At 43.0% G+C, this 22669-nt stretch carries 17 protein-coding genes; 3 read left to right on the top strand and 14 right to left on the bottom strand.

All coding sequences use genetic code 11. The features are described from left to right. Positions 1 to 32 precede the first annotated feature (32 nt). The 4 genes from uvrA to Q8G36_RS00565 form a co-directional block, all read right to left on the bottom strand. Positions 33 to 2912 carry an excinuclease ABC subunit UvrA gene (uvrA, locus tag Q8G36_RS00580; protein WP_305158501.1) on the bottom strand — a complete coding sequence of 960 codons (2880 nt, stop codon included), beginning with the start codon at positions 2910 to 2912 and terminating at the stop codon, positions 33 to 35. 6 nt (positions 2913 to 2918) lie between these two features. Then, a complete protein-coding gene (gene uvrB, locus Q8G36_RS00575) occupies positions 2919 to 4904 on the bottom strand; it encodes an excinuclease ABC subunit UvrB (protein WP_305158500.1) in 1986 nt (661 codons plus the stop codon). A gap of 218 nt (positions 4905 to 5122) precedes the next feature. After that, positions 5123 to 5353, bottom strand: coding sequence for a CsbA family protein (locus tag Q8G36_RS00570; protein ID WP_034309928.1), 231 nt, complete (start codon positions 5351 to 5353; stop codon positions 5123 to 5125). A gap of 189 nt (positions 5354 to 5542) precedes the next feature. Continuing rightward, the gene (locus Q8G36_RS00565) at positions 5543 to 7150 is read right to left on the bottom strand and encodes a catalase (protein ID WP_370694001.1); all 1608 of its coding nucleotides are present in this window, start codon (positions 7148 to 7150) and stop codon (positions 5543 to 5545) included. Positions 7151 to 7414: 264 nt separating this feature from the next. Between Q8G36_RS00565 and Q8G36_RS00560 the strand changes: the two genes are divergently transcribed. Together Q8G36_RS00560 and Q8G36_RS00555 are read left to right on the top strand one after the other, a co-directional pair. Then, positions 7415 to 9637 (top strand): MMPL family transporter, encoded by a 2223-nt coding sequence (locus tag Q8G36_RS00560; protein WP_370694000.1) that lies wholly within the window; start codon positions 7415 to 7417, stop codon positions 9635 to 9637. Between the two features lie 194 nt (positions 9638 to 9831). Continuing rightward, entirely contained in the window at positions 9832 to 10365 is a 534-nt protein-coding gene (locus Q8G36_RS00555) for a YceI family protein (RefSeq protein ID WP_305158498.1), read from the top strand. Between the two features lie 56 nt (positions 10366 to 10421). Here the strand turns inward: Q8G36_RS00555 and Q8G36_RS00550 are convergent, their stop codons facing one another. Both Q8G36_RS00550 and Q8G36_RS00545 read right to left on the bottom strand, forming a co-directional pair. Then, on the bottom strand, positions 10422 to 11477 hold the full coding sequence (locus Q8G36_RS00550; RefSeq protein WP_305158497.1) for a FecCD family ABC transporter permease: 1056 nt from the start codon (positions 11475 to 11477) through the stop codon (positions 10422 to 10424). Then, positions 11474 to 12478: a FecCD family ABC transporter permease gene (locus tag Q8G36_RS00545; protein WP_305158496.1), complete on the bottom strand. Its 1005-nt coding sequence runs from the start codon at positions 12476 to 12478 to the stop codon at positions 11474 to 11476. The genes Q8G36_RS00550 and Q8G36_RS00545 overlap by 4 nt, the downstream gene beginning before the upstream one ends. Positions 12479 to 12663: 185 nt before the next feature. On the opposite strand from Q8G36_RS00545, the gene Q8G36_RS00540 reads away from it, so the two are divergent. Beyond that, positions 12664 to 13653, top strand: a complete 990-nt coding sequence (locus Q8G36_RS00540; protein WP_305158495.1) for an ABC transporter substrate-binding protein — start codon at positions 12664 to 12666, stop codon at positions 13651 to 13653. An 82-nt stretch (positions 13654 to 13735) separates the two neighbouring features. On the opposite strand, the gene Q8G36_RS00535 is transcribed toward Q8G36_RS00540, so the two are convergent. The 8 genes from Q8G36_RS00535 to prfB all read right to left on the bottom strand — a co-directional run bounded on the left by Q8G36_RS00535 (position 13736) and on the right by prfB (position 22569). Then, on the bottom strand, positions 13736 to 14929 hold the full coding sequence (locus tag Q8G36_RS00535; RefSeq protein WP_305158494.1) for a PDZ domain-containing protein: 1194 nt from the start codon (positions 14927 to 14929) through the stop codon (positions 13736 to 13738). Between the two features lie 213 nt (positions 14930 to 15142). After that, positions 15143 to 16567, bottom strand: coding sequence for a S41 family peptidase (locus tag Q8G36_RS00530; protein WP_305158493.1), 1425 nt, complete (start codon positions 16565 to 16567; stop codon positions 15143 to 15145). A gap of 142 nt (positions 16568 to 16709) precedes the next feature. Then, a complete protein-coding gene (locus Q8G36_RS00525) occupies positions 16710 to 18101 on the bottom strand; it encodes a murein hydrolase activator EnvC family protein (protein ID WP_305158492.1) in 1392 nt (463 codons plus the stop codon). 96 nt (positions 18102 to 18197) lie between these two features. After that, entirely contained in the window at positions 18198 to 19091 is an 894-nt protein-coding gene (ftsX, locus tag Q8G36_RS00520; protein WP_305158491.1) for a permease-like cell division protein FtsX, read from the bottom strand. Beyond that, on the bottom strand, positions 19081 to 19767 hold the full coding sequence (ftsE, locus tag Q8G36_RS00515; RefSeq protein WP_061141190.1) for a cell division ATP-binding protein FtsE: 687 nt from the start codon (positions 19765 to 19767) through the stop codon (positions 19081 to 19083). The genes ftsX and ftsE overlap by 11 nt, the downstream gene beginning before the upstream one ends. 293 nt (positions 19768 to 20060) lie before the next feature. Beyond that, the gene (cccB, locus tag Q8G36_RS00510; RefSeq protein WP_305158490.1) at positions 20061 to 20402 is read right to left on the bottom strand and encodes a cytochrome c551; all 342 of its coding nucleotides are present in this window, start codon (positions 20400 to 20402) and stop codon (positions 20061 to 20063) included. A 49-nt stretch (positions 20403 to 20451) separates the two neighbouring features. Then, complete coding sequence (locus Q8G36_RS00505; protein WP_370694008.1) at positions 20452 to 21267, bottom strand: YitT family protein; 816 nt, start codon at positions 21265 to 21267, stop codon at positions 20452 to 20454. Between the two features lie 203 nt (positions 21268 to 21470). Then, positions 21471 to 22569 (bottom strand): peptide chain release factor 2 gene (gene prfB, locus Q8G36_RS00500; protein ID WP_251426756.1). Its coding sequence is split into 2 segments (ribosomal slippage): positions 21471 to 22505 and positions 22507 to 22569, totalling 1098 coding nucleotides; the frame shifts between segments, so codons are not numbered across the junction. Positions 22570 to 22669 lie beyond the last annotated feature (100 nt).

The following is a 22669-nucleotide window of genomic DNA, read 5'->3' as shown; positions in this document are numbered from 1 at the left end:
CTACAAAAAAACAAGCCGGATGGCTTGTTCTTTTAAGCATGTTCATGCTCAGTTTCTTTTTCTTCAATCCAATTTTCCATGCGAATTTGATCACGGGTAAGTACAGGTTTTAAGTATTTTCCCGTATACGATTCGGAAACTTCACATATTTTTTCAGGTGTTCCATAAGTGACGATCGTACCGCCCTTATCTCCGCCTTCCGGTCCCAGGTCAATAATATGGTCCGCTGTCTTGATGACATCCAGATTATGCTCGATCACCAAAACTGTATCCCCATTGTCAACCAGCCGCTGCAGAACTTGGAGCAGCCTTGCTATATCGTGGACATGAAGTCCGGTAGTTGGTTCATCCAAGATATAAAAGGAACGCCCAGTGGAACGGCGATGCAATTCAGAAGCAAGTTTCACCCTTTGCGCTTCACCGCCTGATAAAGTGGTAGCAGGCTGTCCAAGCTTGATATAACCCAAACCAACGTCAAAAATCGTTTGTAGCTTCCGTTTGATTTTTGGGATATTTTCAAAGAAACTAACGCCTTCCTCAACTGTCATATCGAGAATGTCGGATATGTTTTTCCCTTTATATTTTACTTCAAGAGTTTCCCGGTTATAACGTTTCCCATGACAGATTTCACATGGGACATATACATCTGGGAGAAAATGCATTTCAATCTTGATAATGCCATCACCACGGCATGCTTCACAGCGGCCGCCCTTCACATTGAAACTGAACCTTCCTTTTTTATAACCGCGGATCTTCGCCTCATTAGTCGAGGCAAATACATCACGAACATCATCGAATACACCCGTATAGGTAGCTGGATTCGATCGTGGGGTTCTGCCGATCGGTGATTGGTCAATATCAATGACTTTATCTAAATGCTCAATTCCCTTGATTTCACGGAAATCGCCTGGTCTGGCTTTTGCCCGATTCAGCTTTTGAGCCAATGATTTATGGAGTATCTCATTCACTAATGTACTTTTCCCTGATCCCGAGACTCCTGTAACGGCTGTAAAGACCCCAAGTGGGAATTTAACATTTACGTTTTTCAAATTATTTTCCTTGGCACCTTTAATCTCAATGACACGGCCATCATTTTTCCGGCGTTCCAATGGCAATGGGATGAATTTCTTTCCTGCTAAATATTGACCCGTTAATGATTTAGGATTATTCATGACCTCTTCCGGAGTACCTGCGGCCACTATTTCTCCTCCATGCGCTCCAGCTCCAGGACCAACATCGATCAAATAATCCGCAGCAATCATCGTATCTTCATCGTGCTCGACAACAATCAGGGTGTTCCCTATTTCGCGCATATTCTTCAATGTTTCGATCAATCGATCGTTATCCCTCTGATGCAGCCCTATTGAGGGTTCATCCAAAATATAGAGGACTCCCGTCAATCGGGAACCGATCTGCGTCGCCAATCTTATACGCTGCGCTTCACCGCCTGATAATGTTCCCGCTGCCCTGCTCAACGTCAAATATTCCAAACCTACATTAGCCAGGAAACCGAGCCGCTCACGAATTTCACGTAAAATCAATCTCGCTATTGCAGCTTCCTTTTCAGTCAAATCAAGCTCATCGAAAAATACTAACGCATCTTCCACTGATAGAGCTGTCGTTTCACTTATATGGACCCCTTGAATGAGCACGGAAAGACTCTCTTTTTTCAATCGATGACCCTTACAGGTTGGACAGTGATGTTCTGACATATATTTCTGCATTTGCTCACGAATATAGTCTGAACTCGTCTCCTTGAAGCGCCTTTCGATGTTTCTTAAAACTCCTTCAAAAGGAATATATCCTTCTTGCACTCTTCCAAAATCATTTTTATAACGGAAATATATCTTATCTTTACCTGAACCAAGCAAGACCTTATCCATCTTCTCTTCCGGTAAATCTTTAACGGGCACATCCATATCTATCCCATAATGGTTGGCTACCGCTTCAAGGAGCTGCGGATAATATTGAGAACTCGTCGGCTCCCATGGCGCAATCGCATGTTGTCGGAGGCTTAAATCCTGATTCGGGATGACCAGATCACGGTCCACCTCAAGCCTTGCCCCCAAGCCATCACAATCCGGGCACGCCCCAAACGGGCTATTGAATGAGAACATTCTCGGCTCTAACTCTTCGATCGAAAATCCGCAGTATGGACAAGCATGATGTTCACTGAACAGCAGCTCTTCCTCACCCATGACGTCAATGATGACTTTGCCTTCGCCAAGCTGCAAGGCACTTTCCAATGAATCTGCAAGCCTAGCCATGATACCCTCTTTAATGACGATCCGGTCTATGATGACTTCAATCGAATGTTTTTTATTTTTTTCGAGAGTGATCTCTTCACTGAGATCATGCATTTCCCCATTCACACGAATGCGGACATACCCTTGTTTCTTAACTTCCTCCAAAACTTTTGCATGTGTCCCTTTTCTGCCTGAGACAAGCGGTGCCAATACCTGAAGCTTGGTTCGCTCAGGGTAATCAAGAATGCGGTCCACCATTTGCTCAATCGTTTGTGAGGTGATTTCAATATTATGGATCGGACAGGTCGGCCTGCCGACCCGTGCAAATAACAGCCTTAAATAATCATAGATCTCCGTAACAGTCCCAACGGTTGAACGAGGATTTCGACTGGTCGTTTTCTGGTCTATGGAAATGGCTGGTGACAAACCTTCGATCGCATCCACATCCGGTTTATCCACTTGGCCTAAGAATTGACGAGCATAAGCGGACAGTGATTCTACATAACGCCTTTGCCCTTCTGCATAAATCGTATCAAAAGCCAAGGAAGACTTTCCTGATCCGGATAATCCGGTCAGCACAACAAGTTTGTCTCTCGGTATCGTGATATCAATATTCTTTAAATTGTTGGCCCTGGCGCCTTTTATCACAATTTTATCCATTGCCATGTTTCGTCACCCTTCCGCTTTTAACTCTAGTAATAGATCACGCAGCTCGGCAGCTCGCTCGAAATCCAGTGCCTTTGCCGCTTCCTTCATTTCTTTTTCCATGCTTGCCATCACTTTCAAACGCTCTTTTTTAGGGAGTTTCGCGAGGCTTGGTGCAAGGTCTTCTTTATACTCTTCGCCTTCTTCGGCTACATGAGTCGCCCTTATGGAGTCACGGATATCCTTTTGAATGGTTTGAGGCATTATTCCATGCTCTTTATTATATTTTTCCTGGATTTCACGGCGCCGCCTCGTTTCATTGATGGCAAGTTCCATCGAATTCGTGATGCGGTCAGCATACATGATGACGTGGCCGTTGGCATTACGGGCTGCACGGCCCATCGTTTGAATAAGCGAACGTTCCGAGCGAAGGAACCCTTCTTTATCGGCATCCAGAATGGTCACTAACGACACTTCCGGAATATCCAGGCCTTCCCTTAAAAGGTTGATTCCAACGAGTACATCATATTTGCCCATTCGAAGTTCCCGGATGATTTCTATCCTTTCCAAGGTCTTCACTTCCGAATGAAGATACTGGACCTTGATGCCGATTTCCTTTAAATAATCAGTTAAATCTTCAGACATCTTTTTCGTCAAGGTCGTTATGAGCACACGCTCGTTCATTTTGACGCGCTCCTGTATTTCACCGATCAAGTCATCTATCTGCCCTTCAATCGGCCGAACTTCTACTGTCGGATCCAGCAATCCGGTAGGACGGATGATCTGCTGAACCATTTCTGGCGTATGTTCGAGTTCATATGGTCCCGGAGTTGCCGAAACGAATATGGATTGATGGACCTTTTTTTCAAATTCTTCAAATCTCAGCGGGCGGTTATCTTTTGCAGACGGCAGACGGAAGCCATGATCGACGAGCACTTGCTTCCGCGCCTGATCTCCATTGAACATTCCGCGTATTTGCGAAAGGGTTACGTGTGATTCATCCACGACCAATAGGAAGTCCTCTGGAAAGTAATCCATTAAAGTGTATGGTGTCGCACCTGAGGGACGAAGGGTTAAATGGCGGGAATAGTTCTCGATCCCGGAACAAAAGCCCATTTCCCGCATCATTTCCAAATCATAACGGGTCCGTTGCTCCAAGCGCTGCGCTTCAAGGAGTTTTTCATCTTCCCTTAATTCCTTCAATCGCTCTTCCAGTTCCGTTTCGATATTTTGAATGGCTATCCGCATTTTCTCTTCGCGGGTTACGAAGTGGGAAGCCGGGAAAATGGCGATATGTTCACGTTCACCGGTAATTTCACCAGTCAGGGCATCGACTTCACGGATACGGTCAATCTCATCCCCGAAAAACTCGACCCGTACGCAATGTTCATCACGTGAAGCCGGGAAAATTTCGACCACGTCACCGCGAACGCGGAAGGTCCCCCGTTGGAAAGCAATATCATTCCTCTCATATTGAATATCCACGAGTCTGTGCAGCAAGGCATTCCGGTCTATTTCCATGCCTGTTCGGAGGGAAACAACCATCTCCCGGTATTCTTCAGGAGAACCGAGTCCATATATGCACGAAACACTGGCAATGATGATGACATCCTTCCTTTCGAACAAAGACGAGGTTGCCGAGTGACGCAGTTTATCGATTTCATCATTGATGCTTGCATCTTTTTCGATGAATGTATCCGTGGATGGAACATAAGCCTCTGGCTGGTAGTAATCATAATAGCTAACGAAGTATTCAACGGCATTATTAGGGAAGAACTCTTTGAACTCACTGTAAAGCTGCCCTGCCAACGTTTTATTGTGGGCAATGACAAGAGTCGGTTTATTGATTCTTTGAATCACATTGGAAACGGTGAACGTTTTCCCTGTCCCCGTTGCCCCCAATAACGTCTGCATTTCCTTGCCTTCCTTAATCCCTTCGACCAGCATTTCAATTGCTGCCGGTTGATCTCCTTGAGGAGAGTATTTTGAGACTAACTCAAACTTATCCTTCACCAAGCATAGCCTCCTATTGAAATATTTTTATATGAAAACGGGACATGCCTATGTCCCTTCTATTTATTCCGGTTTAATAAAGCATATATACACATTCTACCACAATAGCCTTAAAACAAACCAGCAATAAGCGAACATCCATTCTATTTTTGTTTTATGGACTTCATGCTGCGTTGAGGGGAATGACAAGTTTGAGTACAAAAAAAGCACCTTTGATGTCAGGCGCTCTTGGATGTACGTTTCATCATTCTTTTTGATAACCAAAATCCCACTGTCAGGGATAAGGCATCGACGATGATCAATAAGTTTGTATGCGTATAACCTTTATATGCGGAAGCTGTAATCAAGGCAACTGTTAAAACAAGACCTACGACATTGTTATAGGTGACTCTTGAAAATAGCATGACAAGTAGACAAGGAAGGAAAAGGGCAGAAAGAATTTTAATCATTTTTTCATCTCCTTTATAAGAGAAAAATAGAGTAGTTTCAGTTTAAATGATTATGAAGTTTTTTGCCAATCAATTTCCCACTTGATTTTCAAGGCATCATCAGGAGAACATTCCACACATCCATCAATTATGCCCATCAAAAAAAGAGGCAAACCCCTTTAAAGGGAAGTTTGCTTCTTTTCAGTCCAATCAATATGGATCCGCTTCATGTCCTTTTCTAACGGCATCATCAGGGTTATCAGTCCCACCCAGAGGTTTTGAAGATTCCGTATGTTCAGATGCCGAGGCCAGCCCCTCTTTCAATCTGCGGCCATACTCTTCATCGGCCTCTTCGGCAAGTGCAATCATTTTTTCCTGAATGCGCTTGTCGGCAGGAGCCAATGCCGCCACTAAATTGGAAATTAAATCGTCTTTTTCCCAATCCTCGAATTCACGGAATGTTTCACCAGCCTGTTTCGTATTGTTTTGGCGATCAATTGTCTCACGAACAAGTTTCCCTTCCACCATAGGTGTATGCTCCTTGCCCGTCTGCTTGGCTTCTTTCAAACCGCCGACAGTTGATGGTTCGTAGTTGATGTGGGGGCTTTGGCTGCCTCTGCCAACTTCATATTGCATCTGTCCGCCAGTCTGATTAGTGGCTGTTGGTTTCTTTGGAGCATTAATCGGCAATTGCAGATAATTCGCTCCAACACGGTGACGCTGTGTATCGGAATAAGAGAATGTACGTCCCTGTAACATCTTGTCATCAGAAAAGTCCAGTCCATCCACTAGGACACCCGTGCCGAATGCAGCCTGTTCGACTTCAGTGAAATAGTCTTCAGGGTTTTTATTCAAGACCATCGTACCGACATGCAGCCATGGGAACTCATCTTTCGGCCAGATCTTCGTATCATCCAGCGGATCAAAATCCAACTCAGGATGATCATCATCACTCATGATCTGTACGTTGAGATCCCATTCAGGATAGTCCCCGCGTTCGATCGCTTCATATAGATCCTGTGTGGCATGATTGAAATTCGTAGCTTGAATTTCATTTGCCTCTTGCTGTGTCAGGTTCTTGATCCCTTGTTTCGGTTCCCAGTGATACTTGACAAGCACTGCTTTCCCTTCCTCATTCACCCATTTATAAGTATTGACCCCTGACCCTTGCATCATGCGGTAGTTAGCTGGAATGCCCCATGGGGAAAACACAAAGGTAATCATATGGAATGTTTCAGGCGAACTCGAGCAAAAATCGAAAATCCTCCTGCCATCCTGAATATTCGTGACCGGATCCGGTTTGAAGGCATGAATCAAATCCGGGAATTTCATGGCATCACGAATAAAGAAAATCTTCAGGTTATTGCCTACAAGATCCCAGTTTCCATCTTCCGTATAAAATTTAACGGCAAATCCCCTGGGATCACGTAACGTCTCCGGGGACGTCCCTCCATGAATAACAGATGAAAATCTCACGAATACCGGGGTTTTTTTACCTTCTTCCTGAAAAACCTTCGCTCTCGTATATTTTGAAATCGGCTCGTCCCCAGCTTTACCGGTCGGAACGAAATAACCATGTGCACCTGCACCACGGGCATGCACAACCCGTTCAGGGATACGCTCCCTATCGAAGTGGCTGATCTTTTCCAGGAAATCATAGTTCTCAAGTGTACTAGGACCTCTGTTCCCTACAGTTCTAAGACTCTGGTTATTCGTTACCGGGTGCCCTTGCCTGTTCGTTAATGTTTCTTTCGATTCATCATTTGGTTTTTTAGATTTATCAGACAAAAAAATCCCTCCTCTGTTAATAAAATCCATAATGCTACTATACTTTCCCCTATTCCCTATATTTCACTCTTCAATCTTCAAATTTAATTGAAATTAGTTAAATAAGTACTTTTCCCCTATATATCGATGAAGCATATTTTCATGCCATTAACAACTGGCCTAAATCATATAATGATAAGAAAGTTTTGATGCATTTAGCAGAAACATGGAGTGAGCGTACCCATTTTTGTATATGCCAACAGCGCACCATTATAATGAACTAAGGATAAAAATTCAAAAAGCGGGGTGACTTCATTGGACGAATCAATATTAGGAAGACTTGGCAGGATGATGACCGGAAAAACCAGTCGTTGGGTTGTCATTGCTCTATGGATAATTGCAGCAATCGCATTAACCTTCACATTGCCTGCCGTTAATGATCGAACAGCAAATAATGCCGCAGACTTGCCTGAAGACTCACCTTCTGTCGTGGCTGATGAACTTATTAAAGAAGAGTTTCCAAAATCCTCTGGATTACCTGCCCTGCTTACATGGCATCGGGAAGGTGGACTGACAGAGTCCGACTTTGTTGAAATCCAGTACCTTTCGAAAGAACTGACAGATAACCCATTGACACAGCAATCTTTTTTACCGCCGCTTCATGAAATTCCGTTGCCCGCTCTTCAAGAATCGGTTTCAGAAGATGGAACGACTTTCGTACAGCCGCTTTTCTTTAAAGAAAAGACCGAGACTGAAATTCTCGAAAAAAATCTTGAAAGCATTAATGAAGCAGTATCGGAACGCATTGGATCGGACCCATTCAAGGTCCCGACAGATTCAGATGAATTATCCCTTCGAGTGACAGGCCCTGTAGGGATATCCGTGGATGCAACGGGTTTATTTTCAGGTGCTGATTTCAAATTGCTATTAGCGACAGTAATACTTGTACTTGTCGTGTTATTACTCATTTACCGCTCTCCGCTTTTAGCCATCATTCCTCTAATCGGAGTAGGCTTCGCCTATATTGTCACGAGCCCGATCCTTGGATTCATGGCAGATCATGGTTGGATTACAGTCGATTCACAGGCCATATCAATCATGACCGTATTATTATTCGGTGCCGGAACGGATTATTGTCTATTTTTAATTTCTCACTACAGAAGTGAATTAAGAAATCATGAAAGCAAACGGAAAGCCATGATAGCCGCATTTAAAGATTCATCAGGTGCCATTGCGATGAGCGGCCTAACGATCGTCATCTCCCTGCTAACATTGCTTGTAGCCAAATACGGAGCCTACCACCGTTTTGCTGTACCATTCAGCTTGTCCATTTTAATCATGATGCTGGCAGCTTTAACACTTGTACCGGCATTGCTTTCTGTATTCGGAAGGGCTTCCTTCTTCCCGATCGTTCCGCGTACACCAGAAATGGAAGAAGCACGGGCTCAGAAAAAGGGAAAAGCCGTCAAAAAGCATAAAGAAGGACGCATCGGTAACTGGATTGGTCATATTGTCACAACCAAGCCATGGACCGTCATTCTTACATGCCTGATCATCTTCAGCGTTTTAGCTGGATATTCTTCACAAATAAAATATTCATATGATATTCTCTCTTCCTTTCCTGAAGATATGAACTCCCGTGAAGGCTATTCTGTCATTTCCGACTCGTACTCGCCGGGCGAACTGGCACCGGCCACTGTGGTTGTCGATACGGATGGTGAAGATATCGATTTAGCGCCTGCATTAGAAGGGATGAATATTGTTGAAAGTGTTGCCGATCCAGTCACAAGTAAATCCAATAAAGATCTGCAATCCTATGAGGTCACATTCAACATCAACCCATATGATATCGAGGCAATTGATTCCATTCCGGAAATCCGCACAATGGCGGAGAAAGAATTGAAGGCAGCCCATATATCTCCCGTTGATGAAAAGGTTTGGATTGGCGGGCAAACTGCGACGCAATTCGATAATAGGGATACCGTAAAATCCGATGAATTCATGATCATCCCGATCATCATCGTCCTGATTTCCTTACTCCTTTTAGCCTACTTGCGATCTGTGACAGCCATGGTGTATTTAATGGGGACAGTCATTCTCTCATTCTTTGCAGCTATGGGCTTAGGTTGGATAATCCTGCACTATTTCATGGGTGTCGATGCCATAGAAGGGACAATTCCACTTTATTCTTTCGTATTCCTCGTTGCACTTGGGGAAGATTATAACATTTTCATGGTTTCAAGCATTTGGCGTAAGAAAGAAACGATGCCAATCAAGAATGCCATCAGAAAGGGCGTTGCCGAAACTAGCGGTGTCATCACTTCTGCCGGAATAATCTTGGCAGCCACTTTTTCCGTTCTAGCCACACTTCCGATTCAAGTATTGGTTCAATTCGGTCTCATTACTGCTCTTGGTGTGTTAATGGACACATTCATTGTGCGCCCGTTCCTTGTTCCTGCAATCACCGCCCTACTTGGCCGCCGTGCTTTTTGGCCGAGTAAAGTGACCAATCAAGAAGTGAAAGAACATGCCAATTAATATAGGTGTCAGCTTTACTCTTCTTCATAAGAAAGAACCCTGTGCCCCATAAATGCACAGGGTTTTTCATGTTTTCAAAATTAAGGAAAACTTTCAGTTGACACTATTGCTTTCACCTCTTATAATTACATTAAGTTAAGATATCTCAAATTAAAAATATATAAATTCAAGATTAATAATTAGGAGGAATAAACATGACAAATACAAAATGGACAGTCGACCCTACTCACAGTGCTATTGAATTCTCCGTAAAACATATGATGATCGCTAAAGTAAAAGGAAGTTTTAATAAGTTCGAGGCAAGCATTCTAGCAAACCCATTGGATCTAACAACTGCAGAAATCGATTTTACCGTTGATGTGGCCAGTATTGATACACGCAATGCAGACCGGGATAATCACTTGCGTTCCGCTGACTTCTTTGATGTAGAAAAAAATCCTACATTAACATTCAAATCAACAAAAATCGTGAAAACGAATGAAGATGAATACGATGTAACTGGAAATGTGACTCTTAATGGAATCACACAAGAAGAAACTTTCAGCATCACCTTCGAAGGCCAAGGGAAAGATCCATGGGGAAATGAAAAAGCAGGGTTTAGCGGAAAAGGGAAAGTCAAACGCAGTGATTATGGTCTAACCTATAACGCGGCATTAGAAACAGGCGGCGTACTGATCGGCGATCAAATCACGCTTACCATCGAAATCGAAGCAGCTAAAGAAGCTTAATGAAATAAAGCAGCAGCCATCCCTAGGATGACTGCTGCTTTCTACATTTACCCGATTTACGAATTCCTCGTTTTATAAAGTAAATAAATGAAGTATGGTGCCCCGATGCTCGCTGTGAAAACACCAGCCGGTATTTCCAAAGGTGAGAATAGGGTCCGTCCAATCAAATCCGCCACCATAACCAAGATGCCACCAAGCAAAGCTGAAGCGGGCAGTAACACTCCAAAACTCGAACCAACCAGCCTTCTGGCCATGTGGGGTGCCATTAATCCCACAAATCCTATTCCTCCAGCAAAAGCTGTGGAACCACCAATCAAGGCCGTACTGATCATCAATAACGCAAACCGCTGTTTTTGGACATGTCCCCCAAGCCCCGTTGCAAGATCATCGCCTAGCTCCTGTAAATTAATATTTCTGGCATACAGGAAGGCAATTAACAGGAATAGAATCGTCCATGGTGCCAGTACAGCGATATTATTCCAGGTGGAGTTGGACACTGACCCCGTGATCCAAAGGTTTGCCTGGCTCGCTTGAAAGACCGGGCCAAGAATCATCATCATCGTAGTGAGTGCCTTCATTAAAGCCATCACCCCAATCCCGATCAACACAAGCCTTATCGGGGGAACCCCATTTTTCCAGGCTAAGGAATAAACAAGTAAGGCCACGACTGTAGCCCCAATGAATGCAGCTAACGGCAGCCAATTGATGCTCACTGTTAAAGAATGATTCTTATCGCTAAAAATGGCCAAGAATCCAACGACCGCAACGGTCGCTCCCCCTGTTATCCCCAAGATATCAGGCGAAGCAAGTGGATTTCGAATCATCCCTTGAAGGATTCCTCCAGCTACAGCAAGGCCCATCCCTACCAACAGGGCGACAATTATTCTAGGCAGGCGGAAAGATTGGATAATAAGCCGATCGCTCTCCGTCCCCCCTCCGATTAAGACCTGGAGGACACTTAACGGATTTATATTCATTTCACCCACTCCAGTACTGATTACAAACACTAGTGAAGTGACTAAAAACAAGATGAAAATCACGATCATAGCTTTTTTATCCATCACGAATGATATTTTTTCATTAAACAAACGAAAGCTCTTATATGACTTCATCGACCGCTGAACCCCTTTCTAGCTATATAAATAAAGAATGGGGTCCCGATTATGGCTGTCATGACTCCAACCGGAACTTCTCGAGGCATCAGGATATACCTGGATATGACATCGGCTGAAATCAAAAGCACCGCCCCGAAAAGTCCAGAGAAGGGAATCAACCAGCGATGATCGATGCCTACTATAGAACGGGTAAGATGCGGAACGACGATTCCTATAAAGCCGATCGGACCCGCAACCGCTACTGATCCGCCAGCGAGCAGGATGATTGCCAGCCCCAGAACCAGTTTAAGGAAAACTATATTCAGTCCAAGGCCTTTTGCAACATCTTCACCCATGGATAACACATTCATTTTACCGGACATGATCAAGGCAAGGCCCCAACCTACGACAAGATAAGGCAGGACGGCAACTAAATTGTCTAGACTTCTACCGGAAACGGACCCGGCAAGCCAGAATAGGACTTGCTCTAAAAGAGCTTCATTAGAAACAAGAAGACCTTGTGTAAGTGAAGCTACCATGGCCGTCATGGCTGCACCAGCCAATGTCAGCTTCATCGGTGTCAAGCCGCCGCGCCCCATGCTTCCAATCATATATATGCTTATCGCGGCTATGGCCGCCCCTATGAAAGACAGCCATGTGAATACTTGAAGATTGCTTATCCCAAAAACGGTGACCCCAGTGACCACCGCCAATCCCGCCCCGGCGTTGACCCCGAATATATCAGGAGAGGCGAGGGGGTTTTTAGTTAGCGTTTGCATCAAGACCCCCGAGATGGCTAAACTCGCACCAATTGCCGAAGCAATCAGGGCACGCGGAAGTCTGACTGATTGAATGACAATGTGTTCATTCGTCCCATTGAAATGGGTAAAAGCATCGATTGCCATTTTCCATGTTGTATCTGTATAACCGTATACAATGCTGGAGCACAGTAAAAACAGCAGCAAAAGAATGGTAATGAACAGCCCCATCCATTTCTGCCATGAATTTTTTAATAACATATCCAGTTACCTTTCCAATCACGTTTGTAAATCATTATTTAATTGTACTGGCGTTAACAGGATTATGTCAACGAATTTGAGAATCATTTTCAATTATATGTTGACAGAAAAGTATATTCATTTTATGATGATGCTGTTAAGTGCGAATGATTATCATTTGCTGAAAAATTGGGAGGGATACATAGATGTTTAGATTTAAGTCTTTATTAACGATATTTACAATATTTGCAGTCTTCCTTCTAGCAGCTTGCGGGAATTCGGATGAGAAAGCCGATGGAAATAAAGCTGAAGGCAAGAAAGAGGAGAAAAGCTACACAATTGAGCATGCCATGGGTACTGCCGAGTTGAAAGAAACGCCTAAAAGAGTGGTCGTTCTAACAAATGAAGGCACTGAGGCATTACTTGCTTTAGGAATTAAACCTGTTGGCGCCGTTCAATCATGGCTTGGTGACCCTTGGTACGATCATATTAAAGATGAGATGGATGGGGTCGAAGTTGTTGGTGTTGAACATGAAGTTAACTTAGAGAAAATCGCATCACTGAAGCCTGACTTGATTATCGGAAGCAAGATACGCCAAGAAGCTGTTTATGATAAATTAAATGCAATCGCCCCTACCGTTTTTTCGGAAACGCTAAGAGGAGATTGGAAAGAAAACTTTAAACTATATGCAAAAGCCTTGAACCTTGAAGAAAAAGGTAACGACGTAATTGCAGAATTCGATAAACACACAGAAGATCTTAAAGCTAAATTAGGTGATAAGGTAAATCAAGAAGTTTCCATTGTTCGTTTCATGGCTGGAACTACTCGTATTTATTACACGGATTCATTCTCTGGAGTGATTTTCGATCAATTAGGATTTAAACGTGCAGAACAACAGAAGGAACTGTTCACTGCAGATAATAAATTAGGTAACCTTGCCATCGAGGTTGGGAAAGAAGTCATCCCTAAAATGGATGGAGATATTCTCTTCTACTTCACTTATGCTCCTGAAGGGGACAAACAAGCACTAAGCACAGCAAAAGAAATGACTAATGATCCACTTTGGAAAAACCTTGATGCAGTCAAAAATGGAAATGCCCATGAGGTTAGCGACGCAACATGGAATACAGCTGGCGGAGTAATTGCAGCTAATAAAATGTTGGACGATATAGAAAAGATCATGCTTGAAAAGTAATAATACAGGATTGAGATCCTGCTGAAAAAGGCCTTTCTCGATATAATTCGAGACAGGCCTTTTATTTTATATGAATGTGTCATTAACCCACTTGTCCGCTTTCCTTCAATTGATCGTCAACGAATAAGAGGCCCAATTCGTAATGCTCCCCGTCAAATAGAGCTCTTTGTACAAAACGAATCTGTTCATTATTATCGATGACCTCAAGCTTGCAATGTGCCCGGTTTATTTGGAGCGCCCTATATAACTCTTCTTCTTCCCTGACGACGACCCCATTTATTTTCGAAATGACCTCGCCTTTTAACAACCCCATTTTATCTGCCGGAGATTGAGGGATAACGCCTAAGATCTGGACACCCAGCTTACTTTTCGAAAAATAAAAAGGAAGCTTTTGATCCATTGCCTTTTGGGAATAATGCAGGAATTCACGACCAAGGATTGCTAAAACAGCCGTTATGATTGCCAATGGAGGGTACCAGTAACCAACTGCCGCCAATAGCGTAATCACAATTCCCAATGCCCCTACCTTTTTGCCTTGCGCCCTAATGGCCAGATCCGGAAGCGTCCCATGAACTTTTTGCTTAAAGCCGATTAAAATGGGCAGTACGACCGGCGATAGGGACATGTCCCCGATTGAAAAAACCGGATACCATTCGAAAGGCACTGGAAGTTGTCCTCCAGGAATCATAACGAACATGGGAATCATCCAGATTCGCTGTGAAACATACACACCTATTGGCTGCCCCCTCTTGGATACCTCCAACTGAGGAGAGACCTTTTTACTTCCATTGCCAACAATCAAAAACCCTTCAGCAATCAGTAATAACCCTATTAAAATAACAAGTGTGGGATATACGGACCGATCCAGCTGATTAAAGGCATCCTGAAATAACGTAAGCTCGATATCTCTATCATATAAAAAGAAAAGGATAAAGAAGGTGAGCCCCACTGTATAAACGGGGGAAACAAACCTCTTTTTCATGGATAGCATGGACAAAACCGTAACCACAAACATGATGGACAGTGCCGCCAAAGGAATGGCGAGTCCAGTAGCCAGCGTGAGGAAGGAAAGGATCAATCCCCATATCAATCCTTGAGGTAACATGGAACGCAGCTCCATGGAAATACTGTAAATTTTCGTATTAAAATCATGGCGTTCCCGTTTAACGCGAAGATAGCCGATGAATAAACAATAGGCAATCGAAACATAAAGTAAAGGATGAAGGAAGAGTTTTCCTAATCCCATTAAGCATGCTATCAGCCAATCCGTTGTCAATTTCTTTCCACCATCCTCAAAAGTAATCAAAATTTTGTCAAATTTCGTTCTGGTCAGTTACCTCCTATTCTATCAAAAATGTAGCCTCCATGCCTATTAAGATGCAGAAAAAGTGGCTTTATCTTAAGTTTCCCCTATACTGCCTTCATGTTCGCAAGCTGGGCCGATCAAATGCAAAAGAGGCACCGCTCCAAGAGGAACGGTGCCATCAAGTTATTTCACTAAATAATTCAAAGCCGTGCGTAACTGAATATCATTATCTTCATCCTGGATCTTTTCCAGAATGGCGGATTCCAGATGTGCTGCTGTTTTAGCGTCCAGCTTTCCAGTCACTTCCAGGCCAAATTGTTTTTGGAATGCCTTTACTGCGATTTCCGTACTCCAATCATAATATCCATCCTCACGACCCGGTTCAAATCCAAGTCCTTTCAGAATGCTTTGGGCATACTGGATTTGTTCATCATTCATATCCCGCTGCAACACCTTCTCAATGGCCAGCTGATGGGCATCAAAATACTCCGGTTGTTTCACTTTGATCGTCGGTTCGATCCCTTTTTTATGGATCCAGTTCCCTGAAGGAGTCAGCCACTTATATAACGTAAGTTTAATCTTACTGCCATCACCCATTGGTACAGCTTGCTGTACTGTCCCTTTCCCGAAGGTCTTCTCGCCAACCAATGGATAACCTCCCGCCTCTTGCATAGCGCCGGCCAGGATTTCTGAGGCTGAGGCGCTTCCTTTATCCGTCAAGACGGCAATGGGATAACTTTTCGCTTTCTTAAGGCTTGTAAAAAACGATTGTGTTTCCCCCGTTCTTTCTGCAATTTGCAAATAGGGCTTGTCTTTTGTGATAAACTCGCCAAGAATCGTTTCCACACTAGAAAGAAGGCCGCCTGGATTGCCCCGTACATCTATGACCAAGCCCTTGATTCCCTTCTTTTCCAGCTCCTTCATCTGCTTTTTGAAATCAGTCGCAGTATTTTCCGAGAACGTGGTCAACTCGATATAACCGATTTGTTCTCCGGCAACTTCCTTAATTGATGAAAATACGGTATCCAACGGAATTTCGGCCCGCACCATATTGAACTCAAGTGGATTATCAACCCCTGCCCGTTTTATTTCCATTTTGACGGGTGACCCTTTTTTGCCGCGGATTTTCAGGCGTGTTTCATACAGATCCAAACCTTCTACACTTTCACCATTCACCTTAAGGATTTGATCTTTCGGCTTTAATCCAGCTTTTTCAGCAGGCGAATCTTTGTAAGGAGAAACAATTATGACCTTACCATCTTCCATTCCGATTTCAGTTCCTATCCCTTCAAAAGAGGAGTCCAGGGTTTCATTGAATTGCTTAGCGGTCTCCTTGTCCATATATACGGAATAAGGATCTTTCAGCGCTGACAGCATGCCTTGGATGGCACCCTCCACCAGGTTGGAACCGTCCACCTGTTCTACATACTGACTTACGATCAAACCGTAAGCTTGTTCCACTTTTGCCCATTCCTTATCCTTCGATATTTCTTGGCTTTCATCCTTTACTTCATTCTTGGCCGGAAGGCTTGTCCAATATATGCCCCCCACTGCTCCAATGGCTAGTGACATGACGATCGCTAGAAGAAGTACCCATTTTTTGACCATATTTATCCCCATTTCTGACCTGATATGTATTTCACTATATGTGGGGATTGGAAGGAATATGCATATAGAAAACGGTGATATCACACAAAAAAAACAGACCAGGAATTTATCCTGGTCTGTTTTTCATTTGATATATTGGGTATTAATTAGGTATATAGTCTAATGGATTAACAGCATTTGACTTGCTATAATTCCATGCGCCTTTATGTAGCTCAAAGTGTAAATGCTGACCGTATGAATGTCCTGTGTTCCCCATGATGCCGATTTGTTGACCTTTGGCGACAACAGCACCTTCACTTGCTTGTCTAGAATTTAAATGTGCATACACCGTAGTCCATTGCTGACCGCCGATTGAATGGGTAACGAAGATGACGTTACCGTATGAACTTGAAAAGTAAGAACGGCTTACGACTCCGTCGGCTGCGGCTACAATTGGAACTGTTCCGCTAGCAGCAATATCGATGCCGGCATGCTGTTTATTCCAGCGTACACCCATTGTTGAAGATACATATCCTGCACTTGGTCTAGTGAAAGTACCCGATGATACTGCTGGCGTTTGACTAACATTAGCCGAAACTTGTGAAGATGATGGTGCTGATGATGAACTGTTGCTTTTTGCACTATATCCTGAAGAAGTAGATTGTTTTTTTGTTTCGGATGCTTGTGATGATGCTTGTGCTGCCGCTTGTGCCGCTTCTTGCTCTGCACGTTTTTTCGCTTCGGCTGCCGCTTTTTTACGAGCTGCTTCCAACTCGGCAAGACGTTGATGCTCTAAGCTGATGGCTGATTTGATGGCTTTTTCTTGAGCAGCAAGATTCGCTTTTTCTTCCTCTAGGCCCATCTTCTCATGTTCATGCTTTTCAGTTTGTTGCTTTAATTTCTTAACCAATGCATCCTTTTCTTGCTTCTGCTGTTTTTGTTGCTTTTGAATTTCCAATAGTTCAGCTTTTGCCACTTCTAAACTGGCAAGCTTCGTTTCAACTGCGTTTTGCTTTTCTTCCAAATCCTTTTTATCCAGCTCATGCTGTTTTAAAATATCGCGGTCGGCTTCAGCAATTGTCGCTACAGCTCCGACACGGTCAACTAAATCTCCAAAACTGGATGATCCGAATAATACTTCAAGGTAGTTCACATCCCCGCCAGTCTCCTGGAAAGAAAGTGCCCTTTCCTTCAATACTTCATTACGTTTAGCGATCCGCTCTTTTAATACCTTAATCTCTTCTTTCAATGCCTCGATTTCTTTTTTCGTTTGTGTAATTTCAGCATTTTTAGCATCGATTTTTTTTGCAGACTCTGCAATTTTCGCTTCAATGGCAGCGATTTGATCTTCTGCTGTCATTTGCTTATCCTGCAGGTTATCGATTTTCTTCTCCGTTTCAGAAATATTCGATTCAACCCCCGAACGTTTTTCCTGGATGGATTCTTTCTGTTTTTCTAAATCCGATATCGACTCGGCATAAACCGAAGGTGCCGCTAGAATGCTTCCCAACCCGATCATGATGGAGGCATTCATGGCAATGATATTTTTTTTCAACGTTTCATTTCCCCTTTCAATCCCGTTACATCCGAGCCTTGTAACGTCTCTCTATTTAAATCCGGCTTCTTTTGGCTTTCGAGTAAAGATATACCTTTATACTTTCAAGAACTTCCTGACGGACATCAAGCTGCCCCATATCCCGATAACGGCACCAATTACGATGAGGATGGCCGAAACTTGATAAATAAACGGATTTGCAGGCAGGAAATCTATGAATTTGAACGTAATCTGCGGTGCTGCATATTTATAAAGATTGTAGTAGAGTACTGCAATCAGACCTATGGGAATGATGGAACCGAGGATTCCCAACCAGAGTCCCTCCAAGAAGAATGGCCAACGGATGAACGTATTCGTTGCTCCTACCAATCTCATGATCTCAATTTCTTTTCTTCTGGCTACAATGGTAATTTTAATCGTATTCGAAATCAGGAACATTGCAGTAAATAGTAAACCTACAATAAGAACGATCCCTATATTTCTAGCAATATTAACAAAGCTGAATAGTTTCTCGACGTAGCCTTGTCCATATTTAACACTTTGGATATACTCCAGGCCTTCGATTTCTTTTGCCACCTTGATGACATCTTGCGGAGATTTCGTTTTGATAACATAAACGTCCCTTAATGGGTTATCCTGTTCAAATGGTTTAAAAGCCTCACCATTATCTCCTAAATCATCTATTAAATTAGTAAGCTCTTCATCTTTTGGAGAGAAAATCACTGATTCAATGCCGTTCATCTCCATAATTTGCTTACCGATAGTTTTTATATCGTCATCATTCGCCGCATTATCAATATGTGCACGAACTTCGACATCTTTCTCCACATTTCCCGCGATATGATTTAAATTCATCATGAGCACTAAAAAGACGCCGACCAATGTTAGAGTGACCGTTACTGCACTGACTGAAGCAAACGTCATCCATCCATTACGGCCAATATTTTTAAAACTTTCACGGAAGTGACGGAGCAATGTTCTAAATTTCATATCCGTAATCACCTCGATGTTCATCTCGAACTATTTTTCCACTTTCAATGGCAATGACACGTCGTTTAATGTTGTTGACGATGTCCCTATTATGAGTGGCCATGACAAGTGTCGTTCCGCGTTTATTAATTTCTTCAAATATGTTCATGATTTCCCATGATGTTTCGGGATCAAGATTACCTGTAGGCTCGTCGGCTATGACTACCTTAGGATCATTGACGATCGAACGGGCTATTGCAACCCTTTGCTGTTCCCCACCAGATAACTCGGAAGGCAGCATTCTTGCTTTATGTTTAATGCCAACCAGATCGAGAACTTCCATGACTCTCTTTTTGATTTCTTCTGGTTCCTTTTCAATAACTTCCATGGCAAAAGCAACATTTTCATATGCAGTGAATGTTTGAAGGAGTTTAAAATCTTGGAATACCATACCGATATTACGGCGGAATAGGGGAACTTTCGAATTGCGGATACTTGGCAGGCTAAGACCATTGACCAAGATATTACCGCTTGTAGGCTTTTCTTCCCTATACATCATTTTGATGAAGGTCGATTTTCCGGCACCGCTCGGACCCACTACATAAACGAACTCGCCTGGCTTTATTTTCACATTGATTCCATTAATGGCAATTACGCCATTTGGATATGTCTTTTTCACATCTATCATTTCTATCATTCTAAAACCACCTAATTTGCTTGGATTATCACTATGTATCTACAGCTTTTTCGACAATTTTCACTGAAATCTGACATGAATCTCTCTTACTTGAGCACAGAAACATTATAACATCATATTTTGTCAAATTAAGCATAAAAAATATTACAGTTTCATTTCAGTTAGACATATATCAACATCTATGTAATATTTCCAGGATTTGATTGCTTGATAAGGGATTAAATGTGAGTGGTTTCGAGGTTTTAAAGGAGGCTAAATGAAACGTCCTGCTAAGCAGAACGTTTCTTTAATCATTACTTATGTTCAGCAAGCCATTCAGCGACCATGCTCGCTTCCTTGCCCTGGATTATACCTTTTGGCATTCCGCCTTGACCATTCGCAATGACTTTTTCGATGTCTGCTTTTGATAGCTTAGAACCGACCTTCGTTAAATTCGGTCCCACGCCTCCTTCAAGATTCACTGCATGACAACTTGAACATTTGTTTTCATAAATTTTTGCGGCATCACCGGCACCTGCCGTAGTCGTTTCATTATTTTCACCTGCAGGCTCTTTATCTGCAGCATCATCGTTCCCACCGCATGCAGCCAAGGCCAAAGAAGTACCCAAAACTAAGGCTAACCATTTCATTTTCATTGAATTTACCCCCTCTGATTTATACCAGCACAAGAACATTATACCAATTTCAATCCAGTTTAAAACCCTCCCCGAGTACCTCCGATGCGTCCATTACAATTACAAACGCTTTAGGGTCAACAAGTTTCACCAATTGTTTCAATTTGGTGAATTCCGACTGGTCTATTACGCACATCAAAATTGGACGAGTATCATCCGTATAGCCGCCATACCCGGATATGCCTGTTACGCCCCGGTCCAGCTCATGTATGATAGCATCCCTTATCTCCATTTCTTTATTCGTGATAATTAGTGACATCTTGGACCGGTTCAATCCAATCTGGACGAGGTCGATCGTCTTGCTTGTCACATATAATCCTATTAATGCATAAAGCCCCTTTTCAATATCAAAAACAATGGTAGCACTTAAAACGATGATTCCATCAATGACAGCCACACAGGTCCCTAATGACAGATGGGTATACTTATGGAAGATCTGTGCCGCTAAATCGGTCCCCCCTGTGGAACCCTTCCCGCGAAAGACGATCCCCAGCCCAAGTCCGACCATCATCCCCCCGCAAATCGAACCAAGCAATGCATCATTCGTCCAAGCATCCCAATCCTTTGTCAGAAATACCACTAAAGGCAAAAACAAGGTTCCAATCAGGCTTTTGGCTCCGAAATGTCTTCCAAGGATAATAAGCCCCGCGATGAACAAGGGGATATTAAAACCCCAAAGTACATAAGCCGGCTCCCAACCGAGAGTTGAAGCGAGAATCGTGCTAATCCCGCTTACCCCGCCAGATGCAACCTGGTTAGGCAGTAAGAATACATTAAATCCAATGGCAATTATGGCCGAACCGACAATCACCAATCCATACTCCATTAACTTTTGAATTAAAGGGTGCTTCTGCTCCCGATATCTTTTCCTCATTTTGCATAAGTCTCCTCGAACCATCATTATTATTTAGTATTGGCCGAACGAGGTAGAGCATCCCTTTTCAATCCTGTAAATGTCAGCCAGAAGATTCGTTAAAAAGGGAATCATAAAAAAAGCCGGACCGGGGAAACCGGTCCGACTGGCTGTTCTTATAATTTTGAACGCAAGTAAGCATCAATGAACATATCGATATCCCCATCCATGACTGCTCCCAAGTTTCCGGTCTCCGCACTAGTACGGTGATCTTTAACCATGGAATACGGGTGGAAAACATAAGAACGAATTTGGCTACCCCAGCCAATTTCCTTTTGCTCACCACGGATTTCATCCAAATCCGCTTGTTGCTGTTCAATTTCACGTTGATACAATTTGGCTTTCAGCATATTCATGGCTTGGGCCTTGTTTTTGATTTGAGATCTCTCGTTTTGGCACGTTACCACAGTGTTCGTAGGTATATGGGTGATCCGGACTGCGGAGTCCGTTGTATTGATATGCTGACCACCAGCACCACTTGCCCGGTACGTATCGACTTTCAAATCTTCCGTGCGTATTTCTATATTGATCGTCTCATCAAATTCCGGCATGACTTCACATGAAACGAATGAAGTATGGCGTCTCCCTGAGGAATCGAAAGGAGAAATTCGGACAAGGCGGTGTACCCCTTTTTCCGCTTTCAAATAACCATAGGCGTTATGTCCTTTAAAAATTAAAGTGACACTCTTGATTCCAGCTTCATCACCTGGAAGGTAATCAAGGGTTTCCACTTTAAAGCCTCTTTTTTCACCCCATCTTGTATACATACGAAGCAGCATGGAACCCCAATCCTGGGACTCCGTTCCGCCTGCACCAGGATGCAGTTCAAGAATGGCATTTTTCGAGTCATATTCTTCACTTAGTAAAAGTTGAAGTTCAAAGTCATTCATCTTTTGTGAAAGAATCGTGATTTCTTCTTCCAGCTCCGCCAAAAGTTCTTGATCATTCTCCTCTTTCACTAATTCATATGTCAAATCCAGATTTTCATATGATTCATTCAGATCGGACAACTGATTGACTTGTTCTTTCAAAGCATTCGTTTCATTGATGACAGTTTGTGCTTTTTGCTGATCATTCCAAAAATCGGGATGTGTCATCTCATTTTCAAGCTGTGCGATTCGTGCCTCTTTTTCATCTAAGTCAAAGAGACCCCCTAAAGTCCGTTAATCGTTGCGCTGTACGTTCAAGTTCATTTCTTATTTCTGCTAATTCCATTTCTCTTCACCTCATTAAGTATGTTAAAAAAAATCCCTGAAGAGGGATTCGTCATTACAAATAAACCTCTTCAAACTATATGCAAATATATTGCTTTATG

The sequence above is a fragment of the Peribacillus frigoritolerans genome, assembly GCF_030676415.1.
Taxonomy (GTDB): Bacteria; Bacillota; Bacilli; order Bacillales; family DSM-1321; genus Peribacillus; species Peribacillus frigoritolerans_A.
Note: the sequence above shows the minus strand (reverse complement) of the source record. Positions and strands in the feature narration are given on the sequence as shown.